This is a genomic window from Alcanivorax sediminis, from assembly GCF_009601165.1.
Classification (GTDB): Bacteria; Pseudomonadota; Gammaproteobacteria; order Pseudomonadales; family Alcanivoracaceae; genus Alcanivorax; species Alcanivorax sediminis.
Map to the genome: position 1 here is coordinate 56,649 of NZ_WIRE01000003.1, position 12,629 is coordinate 69,277.

General features: G+C 59.0%; 9 protein-coding genes. 5 read left to right on the plus strand and 4 right to left on the minus strand.

Annotated elements, in window-relative coordinates; translation table 11 throughout:
• Window positions 1-75: 75 nt before the first annotated feature.
• Entirely contained in the window at window positions 76-2,901 is a 2,826-nt protein-coding gene (gene uvrA, locus GFN93_RS16195) for an excinuclease ABC subunit UvrA (RefSeq protein WP_153502342.1), read from the minus strand.
• A 167-nt stretch (window positions 2,902-3,068) separates the two neighbouring features.
• The gene (locus GFN93_RS16200; protein ID WP_153502343.1) at window positions 3,069-3,719 is read right to left on the minus strand and encodes a response regulator transcription factor; all 651 of its coding nucleotides are present in this window, start codon (window positions 3,717-3,719) and stop codon (window positions 3,069-3,071) included.
• A 336-nt stretch (window positions 3,720-4,055) separates the two neighbouring features.
• On the opposite strand from GFN93_RS16200, the gene GFN93_RS16205 reads away from it, so the two are divergent.
• The 5 genes from GFN93_RS16205 to gspD all read left to right on the plus strand — a co-directional run bounded on the left by GFN93_RS16205 (window position 4,056) and on the right by gspD (window position 9,827).
• Window positions 4,056-5,423 (plus strand): MFS transporter, encoded by a 1,368-nt coding sequence (locus GFN93_RS16205; RefSeq protein ID WP_153502344.1) that lies wholly within the window; start codon window positions 4,056-4,058, stop codon window positions 5,421-5,423.
• 93 nt (window positions 5,424-5,516) lie between these two features.
• Complete coding sequence (gene ssb / locus GFN93_RS16210) at window positions 5,517-6,038, plus strand: single-stranded DNA-binding protein (RefSeq protein WP_153502345.1); 522 nt, start codon at window positions 5,517-5,519, stop codon at window positions 6,036-6,038.
• A 9-nt stretch (window positions 6,039-6,047) separates the two neighbouring features.
• Window positions 6,048-6,779, plus strand: coding sequence for a type II secretion system protein N (locus GFN93_RS16215; RefSeq protein WP_153502346.1), 732 nt, complete (start codon window positions 6,048-6,050; stop codon window positions 6,777-6,779).
• A 132-nt stretch (window positions 6,780-6,911) separates the two neighbouring features.
• Window positions 6,912-7,766, plus strand: coding sequence for a type II secretion system protein N (locus GFN93_RS16220; protein WP_328594820.1), 855 nt, complete (start codon window positions 6,912-6,914; stop codon window positions 7,764-7,766).
• Between the two features lie 12 nt (window positions 7,767-7,778).
• Window positions 7,779-9,827, plus strand: coding sequence for a type II secretion system secretin GspD (gene gspD / locus GFN93_RS16225; RefSeq protein WP_153502347.1), 2,049 nt, complete (start codon window positions 7,779-7,781; stop codon window positions 9,825-9,827).
• Window positions 9,828-10,088: 261 nt separating this feature from the next.
• Here the strand turns inward: gspD and GFN93_RS16230 are convergent, their stop codons facing one another.
• Together GFN93_RS16230 and GFN93_RS16235 are read right to left on the minus strand one after the other, a co-directional pair.
• Window positions 10,089-11,105 (minus strand): tetratricopeptide repeat protein, encoded by a 1,017-nt coding sequence (locus GFN93_RS16230; protein ID WP_328594821.1) that lies wholly within the window; start codon window positions 11,103-11,105, stop codon window positions 10,089-10,091.
• The gene (locus GFN93_RS16235; protein WP_328594822.1) at window positions 11,089-12,582 is read right to left on the minus strand and encodes an adenylate/guanylate cyclase domain-containing protein; all 1,494 of its coding nucleotides are present in this window, start codon (window positions 12,580-12,582) and stop codon (window positions 11,089-11,091) included. The genes GFN93_RS16230 and GFN93_RS16235 overlap by 17 nt, the downstream gene beginning before the upstream one ends.
• Window positions 12,583-12,629 lie beyond the last annotated feature (47 nt).

The following is a 12,629-nucleotide window of genomic DNA, read 5'->3' on the forward strand; positions in this document are numbered from 1 at the left end:
GTGTCGCACCCAACAGCCAGGAATGAAGCCTCGAATAGCATCCACGGCTGACATGCCTGCATGTTGCGTGGCGCGCTACTTGAGCATGGGTTTCAGGAAGCGGCCGGTATGGCTGCCTTTCACCTTGGCCACCTCTTCCGGGGTGCCTTCGGCAATGATTTCTCCGCCGCCGTCACCCCCTTCAGGCCCCAGATCCACAATCCAGTCAGCGGTCTTGATGACATCAAGATTGTGCTCGATGACGGCGACGGTGTTGCCGTGATCGGCCAGCCGGTTCAGGACATCCAGTAGCAGCTGAATGTCATGGAAGTGCAGGCCGGTGGTTGGCTCGTCAAGGATGTACAGCGTGTTGCCGGTGTCGCGGCGGGACAATTCCTTGGCCAGCTTGACCCTTTGGGCCTCACCACCGGAGAGGGTGGTCGCCGCCTGGCCGAGTTTGATGTAGCTGAGGCCTACGTCGATCAGGGTTTGCAGTTTACGGGCCAGGGCGGGTACCGCATCGAAAAATTCGCGGCCTTCCTCGATAGTCAGGTCCAGCACTTCGAAGATGTTCTTCCCTTTGTAGAGAATCTCCAGGGTTTCGCGGTTGTAGCGTTTCCCTTCACACACTTCGCAGGGCACATAGATGTCCGGCAGGAAGTGCATCTCTACCTTGATGACCCCGTCACCCTGGCAGGCTTCACAGCGGCCGCCTTTGACGTTGAAGCTGAAACGGCCGGGTTTGTAGCCGCGCGCGCGCGCTTCCTGGGTGCCGGAGAACAGTTCTCGCACCGGGGTGAAGATGCCGGTGTAGGTGGCCGGATTCGAGCGCGGGGTGCGGCCGATGGGGCTCTGATCGATATCCACCACCTTGTCAAAATGCTCGAGCCCTTCAATGGCTTCGTGGGTCGCTGCCGTGAGGGTGGTGGCCTTGTTAAGTTTGGTGGCCGCCAGCGGGTACAGAGTGCTGTTGATCAGGGTGGACTTGCCGGAACCCGAGACCCCGGTAATGCAGGTCAGGAGCCCGACCGGGATGTTGAGCGGATGTCCTTTGAGATTGTTGCCGGTGGCGCCCAGCAGGGTCAGCCATTTGTCGTCCTTGTTCTGGCGACGTTTCTTCGGAACGGCAATCTGTTTGCGACCGGACAGGTAGTCCCCGGTGAGAGAGGCCGGGTTATCAGACACGTCCTGTGCGCTACCCTGGGCGACGACCGTGCCGCCGTGCACACCTGCACCGGGTCCGATATCGATGACGTGGTCAGCCAGCCGGATGGCATCTTCATCGTGCTCCACCACCAGCACCGTGTTGCCGAGATCGCGCAGACGGGTGAGGGTGTTGAGCAGGCGTTCGTTGTCGCGTTGGTGAAGACCAATGGAGGGCTCGTCCAGCACATACATTACGCCTACCAGCCCTGCGCCGATCTGGCTGGCCAGCCTGATGCGTTGGGCTTCGCCGCCGGACAGGGTTTCGGCGCTGCGCTCCAGCGTCAGGTATTCCAGCCCCACGTTTACCAGGAACTGCAGGCGGTCGCGAATCTCCTTGAGAATCTTGTCGGCGATCTCGCCCTTGCTGCCGGGCAGATTGAGTTCGCTGAAGTAGCGGTGCGCCTTGCCCACGGCCAGGCGTACCACGTCCGGCAGGGTGGTTTGTTCGATAAAGACATGCCGGGCGGCTTCACGCAGGCGCGAGCCGTTACAGCTGGGGCAGCTGGAGGTGGACATGTAGTTGAGCAGGTCCTCGCGAACGGCATCCGATTCGGTTTCCCGGTAGCGTCGCTCCATGTTCGGGATAATGCCCTCGAACGGATGGTTGCGTTTAATGATGTCACCGCGGTCGTTCAGGTACCGAAATTCGATGCTTTCCTTGCCGGTGCCATGGAGGATCTTCTTTCGGGTGGCCTTGTCCAGTTCCTGGAAGGGCACATCCATGTCAAAACCGATGCTTTGCGAGAGGGAGTTGAGCATCTGGAAGTAATAAACATTGCGACGATCCCAGCCACGAATGGCGCCCTCAGAGAGGGACAGCTCCTCGGAGTTGATCACCTTGTCTTCGTCGAAGAACTGCTTCATGCCCAGGCCGTCACAGCTTGGGCAGGCGCCGGCCGGATTGTTGAAGGAAAACAGTCTCGGCTCCAACTCTGGAATCGAATAGCCACAGTGGGAGCAGGCGAACTTGGCGGAGAAGGTGATTTCTTCGCCTTCCTCGCCCTCCATCGGAGCCACGATGGCGATGTCGTCAGCAAGATTAAGGGCCGTTTCAAAAGATTCCGCCAGACGATTCTGCAGGTCGCCACGCACCTTGAAGCGATCCACCACCACTTCAATAGTGTGCTTTTTGTTCTTTTCCAGATCCGGGGTGTCATCCATGTCGTAGATGCGGCCATCCACCCGCACGCGAATAAACCCCTGGGCGCGCAGCTCTTCAAAAAGGTGGACGTGCTCGCCCTTTTTCTCGCGAATCACCGGGGCCAGTAGCATCAGCTTGCTGCCTTCCTCCATGGCCAGAACCTGGTCGACCATCTGACTGATCGTCTGGGCGGCGAGAGGGGCGTCATGTTCAGGGCAGCGGGGCTCGCCGACACGGGCAAACAACAGGCGGAGATAGTCGTAGATCTCGGTAATCGTGCCGACGGTGGAGCGGGGGTTATGGCTGGTGGACTTTTGCTCAATGGAAATAGCCGGACTGAGACCTTCGATGTGATCCACATCGGGCTTTTCCATCATGGACAGAAACTGGCGGGCATAGGTGGAAAGGGATTCTACGTACCGGCGCTGCCCTTCAGCATAGAGGGTATCGAAGGCCAGAGAGGACTTCCCCGAACCTGACAGTCCGGTGATGACCACCAGTTTGTCGCGAGGGATGTCCAGGTCCACGTTTTTCAGATTATGGGTGCGCGCCCCGCGAACCAGAATGGTATCCATCTACTGCCCCTGAGTACTGTCAAAATGAACAGGGCAGTATAGGCGAATTACTGTGAAGGGGAAAAGAATGTAGTGCCTGAAGCTAAGCGCCCGATGCTCGAGGCGGGAAATGACGACGCCATCAGGCTCAATGCGTCAGGCATCCGGCGTCGCACGTCAGGCGTTTACTAGAGGTTTTCCTGTGCCCAATTCACCGCTTGAAGGCGATTAGAGGCATTGATCTTCTTGAAGATGTTGTAGATGTGGGTCTTGATGGTGTGTGGGCTCAGGTTGAGGCTGCTGGCAATTTCTGAGTTCTTGGCGCCCGTGGCCATGACCTTGAGCACTTCCACTTCCCGGTCGGTGAGGTTGACCTCACTGCGGGAGAAAGTCTTGTTAAAGGTGCGGCTCTTCATCAGATAGGTCTGCAGCACCGAACGCGGGAACCACAGCTCGCCATCAAAGATAGCCTTGATGCCCTTGCTGAGCAGCGCCTGGGGGCAATCAAACTGGAAGCCGCCATTGACCATGGGCAGGCCGGCCAGTTTTGACAGGGACTCCTCGTCATCCACATTGAACACGGCGATCAGGACGTCATTTTCCACTTCCTGGTCGGCTTCCAGCAGGTGGGCGATCACTTCATTCACGTCCACGCTGTGATAGTCCACCAGAAACAGGTTCTGGTCATTGGTGCGCAGGGTCTCCACCGTGATGTCGAGGACGGTTGGGATGGGGTTTGCTGTAACCTCCTCCTTGACCAGGAACTCGGTGAGCAGCGCATTCTGCAGCTGCTGACTGCCGACTACGTAGACCTGTTGGCGTTGTTGTTGGGTATTCATTGTCCTGTCCATGACTGTTCGGGAGTTTCGGGCTTGTCTGACGCTCGCGAGACGCGCTGGCAAAATTGAAAGACTCCCTAGGCGTAAGCCTAAGAAAAAAAACTTATCAGCATGTGAATCTATCACCGCTTTGACGGGGGTTCAATTTACTGGTTCAGGCTTTTCGTGAAGTTTGACAATTTTCTTGCCCTGTTTGTGACCGGATAGGCCCTATGGCGCGGTGCATGGTGTGGTAGAGCGATGTCCCGGCTGAACGGGAATCTGCTACACTGCCCGCCCTTTAATATAGTGGCGAGCGGCCCTCGGGCCAGAACGGTTAGGAGCATCCAGGTTTCAATGACCGAATTATCTTCCAAGGCGTTGCAGCGAACCGAGCTGAAAACCACCGGGTACATGGCCACCATCTTTGCCCTGCGGATGTTCGGGCTGTTCATGATCTTGCCGATTTTTGCGGTGTACGGGCAGGAACTGGATGGCGCGTCGCCGTTGCTGATCGGTACCGCCATTGGCGCCTACGGCCTGATGCAGGCCATTTTGCAGATCCCGTTCGGCATGTTGTCCGACCGCTTTGGGCGGCGGCCACTGTTGCTGATCGGCTTGTTGCTGTTTGTTGCTGGTGGGGTGGTGGCTGCCATGAGCGACCACATTTACGGCGTGATCGCCGGGCGTGCTTTGCAGGGGGCGGGCGCCATTGCCAGTGTGATCATGGCACTGATCGGTGATGTGGTCAGCGAAAAGAACCGGACCCGGGCCATGGCGCTGATCGGCATGTCAGTGGGTGGCTCCTTTATTCTGGCATTGATTCTGGGCCCCTTGCTGGCGGCCTGGCTGGGCTTGTCCGGCCTGTTCTGGGCGACCTCCCTGCTGGGGGCGCTGGCCCTGGTGGTCGCCATGATTGTGCCTGCACCCAAAGCGTTGCAGGGGGAGTTGTTACCGGCCGGAGAGCGGTTTCGGCGCGTGCTGGGAAACAAGGCGCTGCTGCGATTCGACGTGGGCATCTTTACCCTGCATGTGATCATGACGGCATCTTTTGTGGTGGTGCCGGCGCTACTCACCGAACGGCTTGGGCTGAGTCTGCAGAGTCATAGCCTGCTTTACCTCGGGGTGTTGGTAGCCGGGTTCGTTGCCATGGTGCCGTTGGTGATTCGTGCAGAGCGGCGTGGCGCGGTGCCGGTGAAACGTCTGGCGATTGTCTTGATGGCCGTTTCCCAGTTGTTGCTGGCGCTGGCAGGCGCCGCCCTTTGGCACTATGTTCTTGCCCTGTTGGTGTTCTTCGCCGCCTTTAATCTGCTGGAGGCCTTGCTGCCTTCGCTGGTGGGGAGAGCGGCCCCGGCGGGTACCCGTGGTACGGCCATGGGAGTGTATTCAAGCTCCCAGTTCATGGGCGTTTTTGTGGGTGGGCAGCTGGGCGGAGCGCTTTATCAGTGGCTGGGTCCGCAGGCCGTTTTCTTTGGCTGTATGGCCATGGCGATAATCTGGCTGCTGGTGTTGACTGGGATGCAGGAATTGCCACGTCTGGAAAACCGGGTATTGCAGTTGCAGCAAGGTCAGGACTGGCTTGCGCTCAGTCGGCAGTTGCGCCTGCTACCCGGCGTGGAAGAAGTGGTGGTGGTGGAAGAGCAGGCCATGGTGCTGCTCAAGATTGATACCGGTTCTCTGGATGAGAACCAGTTGCAGGGTCTCGCCGCCGCAGCGCAAAGCTGACACAATGGCGGACTTGCCCTGCTTCTTTGCAGAAGCCGGGGGGCTGACTCGGCTCCCCCTGAATACTGACCATGAGAGTCACGGAGAGAAACGATGGCGCGCGGCGTTAACAAGGTAATTCTGATTGGCAATCTGGGTGCGGATCCGGAAACACGTTTCATGCCCAGTGGTGGCGCGGTCACCAATGTTCGTCTGGCCACCAGTGAGTCCTGGAAAGATCGTCAGAGCGGCCAGATGCAAGAGCGTACGGAGTGGCACCGGGTGGTGTTCTTCAACAAGCTCGGCGAAATTGCCGGTGAATACCTGAAGAAAGGTTCCAAGGTGTATATCGAAGGCTCCATCCGTACCCGCAAGTGGCAGGGACAGGATGGCCAGGATCGTTACACCACCGAGATTGTCGCCAACGACATGCAGATGCTGGACGGTCGTGGTGAAGGCGGCGGCCAGGGTGGCGGTGGCTTTGCTCCCCAGGGTAACCAGGGTGGCCAGGGCAACCAGGGCGGCTACGGCAACGACAACTATGGTGGCGGCGGTAATGCGCCCCAGTCCAGCCCGAATCAGGGTGGCGGATTCAGCGGCCCTGCAGATGATTTTGACGACGACATCCCGTTCTAAGGCGGCCTGATGCCTCGAAAGTGGATACTGGCACTGTTGTTTGTTGCCAGTCTGATGGTTTTTCTGGTGTTCCTGATGCCGGCGGCAGTGCTCATCGAGCGTGTCCCGGCATTGCGTCCAGGTGGCGCTCCTCTGGTGCTGCAGTCCCCCCGCGGCCCGTGGTGGAATGCCCAGGTGAACTGGCGCTGGCAGCAACTCCAGGGCGTGCTGGACTGGCAGCTTGACTGGCATGGGCTGACACCGGGGCTGAACATTGCTGCCCGAACCACCTCAGGCCCGGAAGCACGGGTGAAGGGCTGGCTGGGCGGCACCGGACAGCAGAACTGGTCGGTGGAGCAGTTGCGTCTGGCGTTGCCGGTGGCGATGGTGGCCGAGCGCATCCCCCAGGGCAATGCGGATGGTCGGGTCGATGCCACGATAATGGGATTGGCGGTGTCTGATGGTCAGGTTGAGGATGCCCGCGCCACGCTGCAATACAGTGGCGGCACCGTGACCTGGGGCAAGGGGGGCTCGGCCACGGTGCCAGTGTTACAGGGCAAGGTCAGCATGGAAGCCGCGGCGCCGACCCTGATTGTTACCGACCCGGATGGACAAGTCCTGATGAATGCCAGCCTGGCCGATGGACGTTTCCAGTTGGCAGTGTTGCGTGCCTGGCCTCAACTGTTGGGGGTCAGTCAGGGGGGCAACGCTGACGATGTAGTGTTCCAGATGTCACAGCCGTTTGCGTTGGCCGGCGGCTGAAGCAGGTAAAGAAAAGCCTGCTATTGGTAACACGACAGAGCAACAAATTGCTTTTATGATCCGGTATCTTGTTGATAGTCGGGTCAAGGTTTATACCGCGCCCACCAATAACGATAAAGGAAGAGCGGGACAGTGAAGTCGCAGTTGGCAGAAATAGGGAAGTGGGGCAAACCGGTCCGTGGCGTGATTGCTGTGGTGCTGGTGGTCGCGCTGGCCTGGCTGTTGGCGGAAACCGTCTGGCTATTGATGTACGGCCCCAACCAGCCCATTCCCGAATCCGATCGTACCCGTCTGCAAGTCTCAGGCAGTTCCCAGGGAAATACCCTTTCCCAGAATCAGGTGGATAGCTGGCAGCTGTTTGGTGAATACCAGGCCGTCGCCTCCGCCAAGAATGATACTCCCACCGAGGCCCCTGAAACCCGTCTGCGACTGGAGTTGCTTGGGGTGTTCCAGAATCCTGTTCCTGAACTGTCCAGCGCGATTATCGCGGAGAAGGGTAAGGAAGGAGAGGTTTACCATATTGGTGACAGCATTCCCGGCAATGCCAGCCTGGAGGAGGTCTACCCTGACCGTGTCATCCTGCGTCGGGCCGGCCGGCTTGAGGCGTTGCGCTGGTCAGAAACCGCCCTTGGCGGGGTGAATGAGGTGGCGCCTTCCAATGTCTCCCGTGCCAGTGAACTGCCGGCGGCCCAGGAAGGTGGGCCCGATGACATGGCCAAGCAGCGCAGGACCATTATCAGCCAGCTGGCACTGCGGCCAGTGGCGCAAGGCAGTGATCAGGGTTACAAACTGGGCAAGCGCGCGCCCAAGCAGTTGTTGAGTCAGGTTGGCCTGCAGGCAGACGATGTCATTCTGTCCGTAAACGGCCACGGCCTGGGCACCGAGGAAGGCGATCTTGCTGCGTTGGAGTCTTACAAGCAGACCCAGCAGGCCAGTATCGTGGTTCAACGTGGTGACCAGCAATTTACAGTGAATTATCCGCCCTAGATGGTGTTAACAATGTCCATTTTCAGAGCATCCGTGCTTAAAACCCTGTTGGCGGCCTGTTTGTCGGTGGTCGTTTTGACCGCCCAGGCCCAGGTTGAGGCCAGTGATGATGGCAAGAGCTGGACGGTGAATATTCGCAATGCGGACATTCAGGCGTTCATCAGCCAGATCGCGGACATGACCGGCAAGAACTTCGTGGTCGACCCGCGGGTGCGGGCCCGGGATGTGACGGTGGTGTCTACCAAGGCACTGTCCGCGGATGAGGTCTATGAATTGTTCCTGTCCGTGCTCCAGGTGCATGGTTACGCTGCTGTACCCGCCGGTGACATCATCAAGATTGTGCCCAATACGACGGCCAAGCAAAGCAATCTGCCGCTGGTGGGCAAGGGTATGGGAACCGGTGAGGAGCTGGTTACCCGAGTGATCCCGGTGGAAAACTCCCCGGTGGAAGAGCTGGTGCCGGTGCTGCGCCCGCTGGTGCCGCAGTATGGCCACCTTGCCGCAGTAGGCTCGGCCAATGCCCTGATCATCAGCGACCATCTGGATAACATCCGGCGCATGGAGGCGATCATTGCCAGCCTCGACAATGCTGAGTCCGAAGATGTGCAGGTGATCAAACTGGAGCATGCTTTTGCCGGCGATATGGTGAAGATGCTCGAGACCCTCACCCCGCAGACCGCTTCCCGTCGCAGCAAGGCAAAGGAAGGGGCGGTAACCGTGGTGGCGGATGAGCGTACCAATCGCCTGATCATCAAGGGTGACCGGATTACCCGCGAGCGTATGGCACGCATGGTTCGCAGCCTGGATACGCCAGACAGTGCCAGCAGTGGCGTGCAGGTGGTCCGCCTGACCCACGGTGATTCCAAGACCCTGGCGGAAATTCTCAAGAACTATGCGGATGGAGCGTCCGCCGCCAAACCCGGAGGAGATGGCAAGGCGGCGGTTTCGTCTTCTGCTTCCGGCAAGGTGTCGATTCAGGCGGACGAATCCCTGAATGCCCTGGTGATTCGTGCGGAGCCGGGCATGATGAAAGAGCTGCAATCGATCATCAGCCAGCTGGATGTGCGTCGTGCGCAAATCCTGATCGAAGCGGCCATCGTGGAAGTCACGGGTGAAAACGCCAAGTCCCTGGGTTTCCAGTATGTGGCGGGCAGTGATGAGACCGGGGTTGGCGCAGTGAACTTCAACAATGCCGGCCTGAGCGTGAATTCCATCCTGCAGGCACTGGTCACTGATGATCCGTCCGGGCTGGCGCTGGGTGATGGCGTGGCCGTGGGCCTTGGTGAGACTGATTCCAATGGGGATCTGAAGTGGGGCGCTTTGATGCAGGCGCTGGCCTCATCCACCGACGTGAACCTGTTGTCCACGCCCAGCATTCTGACCCTGGACAATGAGGAAGCATCCATCATCGTGGGTGAGAACGTTCCCTTTGTGACCGGCCAGAGCACCAGTACAGGGTCCGGGGTGTCGAACCCGTTTACCACGATTCAGCGTGAGGATGTGGGTCTGACCCTGAAGGTAACCCCCCATGTGGCGGGCCTGTCCACCATTCGACTGGAACTGGAGCAGGAAAACTCGGCGGTGAAGGAGTCCTCCGGTGAAGCGGTGGATATCGTGACGACCACCCGCAAGCTGCAGAGCACGGTGCTGGCGGATGATGGCGAAACCATCGCATTGGGTGGCCTGATCAAGGATGACATTCGCAAAGTGGTGCGCAAGGTGCCGCTGCTGGGCGATATTCCGCTGCTGGGCTTCCTGTTCCGTTCTACCTCGACTTCCCGGCAGAAGAGCAACCTGATGGTATTCCTGCGGCCGACCATTCTGGCTGACAACGACCGTCTGGTGCAGATGAGCCGCGAGAAATACATGGGCATCACCGCGCTGCAGTTCAAAGTCAATGGCGATGGTGAACTGGAGCAAGTGGTGAAGTACCCGCTGCCCGCTCAGGTGGAGAACGTTTTTGACGGTCGCAAGCCGGTAGATCAGGAATTCCGCGATGCCTATGAAACGGATCGCACCGATGACGAGGACGCTAAAGCGGAAGCGGCCAGCGAACAGTAGAAAGGCCCATGTTGGCCAACAAAAAAACGCGCCATCGAGGCGCGTTTTTTTTTGGAGGCGAGTTAGCAACCTGGAAGCAAACAGAAAATGTCCCGCCATGCATTCCTCTCCTCAAGCCGCAGAAGAGGGACGTTTTCGGGTCAGAGGGCGCGAATAATGTGTCGGCAGTGACCGGCTCAGAGGGGGCCTGTTACTTGCAAGCAAGCTCCTGCAGCAGGTTTCGTGATCAGGCGTGAGGCGTGCTGTGTGCCGCGTTGCTTCTCAAGATTGCTGCAGGCTTTTCAGGTTGGACAGTACCCGGCGGCTGCGCTCCAGTTTCTTGTTGAGCTCTTCGTCGTTGGGGTACAGCGGCGCCAGTTGTTTCCAGATCCGATAGGCTTCCTTGTACTGGCCCCGGGCGTAGAGAGCTTCGCCGGTGTTCATTTCTTCATTGAAACGGCGTCGTGACCATTGCTCCAGACGGTCACGGTGCTTGCTGAGAACCGGGTTGTTTTTGTGTCGGTCGAGGAAACGCCGGGCGGCCAGCAGGGAGTCCATGGTGCCGTCCCGCTGGTAGCGAACCATCAGCTGTTCCGCTTCGGTCTGGATCGCCTGGTTGTGTTTGGCGCGGGCGCGTTGATCCGCGTTATTCAGTACCTGTTGAGCCTTGGCCAGATGGGGCGAAGGTTGCTGTTCCGGCGCCAGTTGCTGCGCATAGCGAAGCAGATCACGGGCTTGCATCCACTTCTGTTGCTCGGCGAAATACTCGCCCAGGCGTTTAAGATCGGCGATGAGCAGTTCGCGTTCTTCATCAATGCGCTGTTTCTCGGCTACCGCCCGGCTGTCGCGGAATCTGGACAGGGTTTCCGAAAGCTGCATGCTCTCCAGCATGGCTTGGGCCTGCTCGACGCGGCGTTCAGCCAGCAGTTCGTTTAGCTGTCGCCCTTCCATGATCGCCAGCGTGGCGGTCAGCTCATCAATGGCGTAGGGGTCGACAACCTTGTTGCGGTTTTCCTGCAGGATGTCAAAGGCGTTGGCCCACTCCTGGCGGCGGCCATAGGCCTCGGCTTCCTGTACCAGGTGATGGCGGAAGTCATCGCTGGCTTGCAGGATGCCAGCGTACTGCTCCTGCAGCAGCGGGTACTGTTTGTGTGACTCCGGAGTGTCGTTGATGACCTCGATGGCACGGGCGTAGTTCTTCTCTTCCAGTGCTGCGATGACTTTCTTTTCCGGGTTGCCGAGGCTGGCGCAGCCGCTTATCACGGAGACGGCCAGCAGCAGGCTACTCGCCTTGTGCACGTTGATGCTCCGTATTCAGTTTGGCCAGGAACTGGGCAATGCGTTGTTCCATCAGGGTTTCTGAAAGGGCATGGACGCCATCGATACGGTAGGTGCCCACCGGTTCGGACTTGCCACGAATACGCATGGCGCCGTATTCAGTGGCCCGTACCCGTGAGCCGATATTGGGGTTCCCGAGCAGCGGTGAGGCGGCAATGATTTCGTTGCCGGCAGCCATATTGGACAGCCGCGAAGCCAGGTTCACGGCATCCCCCACCACGGTGTACTGCATGCGGTCGCGGGAGCCAAGGTTGCCTGCCAGCATGGCGCCAGAATTGATGCCGATGCGGAATTCCACTGTGGTCTGATTGTGGGCACGGCGGAATTCGTTCAGCCGCTCGACCAGCCGCTGGATCATCACCGCGCAACACAGGCCATGGAACAGGTGTTCGTCATCCTTTTCCGGCACCCCGAACACAATCATGGCGCAGTCGCCCATGTATTTATCGATGGTGCCACGATAGAAGCTGGTGGCAGTGGTGATGGCGTCGAAGTAGACATTGAGCATGTCGGCGATGGCCTCGGGCTCAAGTGTCTCGGAAAGGCGGGTAAAGCCAACGATGTCGGCAAACACCACCGTTGCCTGCACGTCCCGCCCGCCCAGCTGCACCTGATCCAGATCGGCCATCATGTTGCGGGCCACGGAGGGGCTGACGAAGCGCTGCAGCACCTTCTCGACCTGATCCTTCTCCAGCATCCCGTGGGCCATGGTGTTGTAGGCCTCAATCAGGCCGCCAATCTCGTCGTTGCGACGATCCTGGATACGGAAGTTCAGATCGCCCTTGCGCATGGCGCTGGTGGCTGCGAGCAGGTCCTGGATGGGCTGAGCCAGGCGACGGCTGATCAGGAAAGAGGCAATGATGGCGATGACGCTCATGATCAGGGTGGCGTTGATCATGGTTTTTTGTACGGCTTCCCGAGCCGCCATGATGGGGCGGTCAGACAGCGAGATAGCGGCATAGCCCGCGGCAGTGTCTCCCACCATGATCGTGGAGTAATAAGTGGTTACCGGTTCGCTTTCCAGTTCCCATCGTTTGATCTGCTCATTGAGCGGGCTGGCCGCGAGGGGAAGAATGCCGGCCTTGTCAGTGAGATTGCCCTCACGGTCGAACAGGGCGGCACCGCGAACGCTTTCACTGCGAGTAAGGTTGTTGAGTTGTACCTTTAGCAGGAAGGCGTCATCGGCGAGCATGGGCTCCCGGGAGGTATTGGCCAGTTGCTGGGCAATGGCGACCCCAAAGGTATCGGCCTGGTCGCGCATGCGGCTGAGCTGATTGTTCAGCAGCAGGGTGCCGAGCACCGTCATGCCACACAGAATAAGCAGGGAGATAGACAGACCGAGCTTCCAGGCTACCGGGAAGTAGTCCGGGACATAGGGCGCCAGCAACTCGCCAAGGCGAGTCCGCGTGGGTTGCTGTGGTTCGGCTGGTTCAGTCACGGTTTCATCCCTGTTATTGCCGTAACGTGAATGATGCAGGCTTGCCT

Excerpts from the sequence above, each read along its gene's own strand:
- uvrA (WP_153502342.1), bottom strand. The coding sequence starts at position 2,901 with ATGGATACCATTCTGGTTCGCGGGGCGCGCACCCATAATCTGAAAAAC.
- GFN93_RS16200 (WP_153502343.1), bottom strand. The coding sequence starts at position 3,719 with ATGAATACCCAACAACAACGCCAACAGGTCTACGTAGTCGGCAGTCAG.
- GFN93_RS16205 (WP_153502344.1), top strand. The coding sequence starts at position 4,056 with ATGACCGAATTATCTTCCAAGGCGTTGCAGCGAACCGAGCTGAAAACC.
- ssb (WP_153502345.1), top strand. The coding sequence starts at position 5,517 with ATGGCGCGCGGCGTTAACAAGGTAATTCTGATTGGCAATCTGGGTGCG.
- GFN93_RS16215 (WP_153502346.1), top strand. The coding sequence starts at position 6,048 with ATGCCTCGAAAGTGGATACTGGCACTGTTGTTTGTTGCCAGTCTGATG.
- gspD (WP_153502347.1), top strand. The coding sequence starts at position 7,779 with ATGTCCATTTTCAGAGCATCCGTGCTTAAAACCCTGTTGGCGGCCTGT.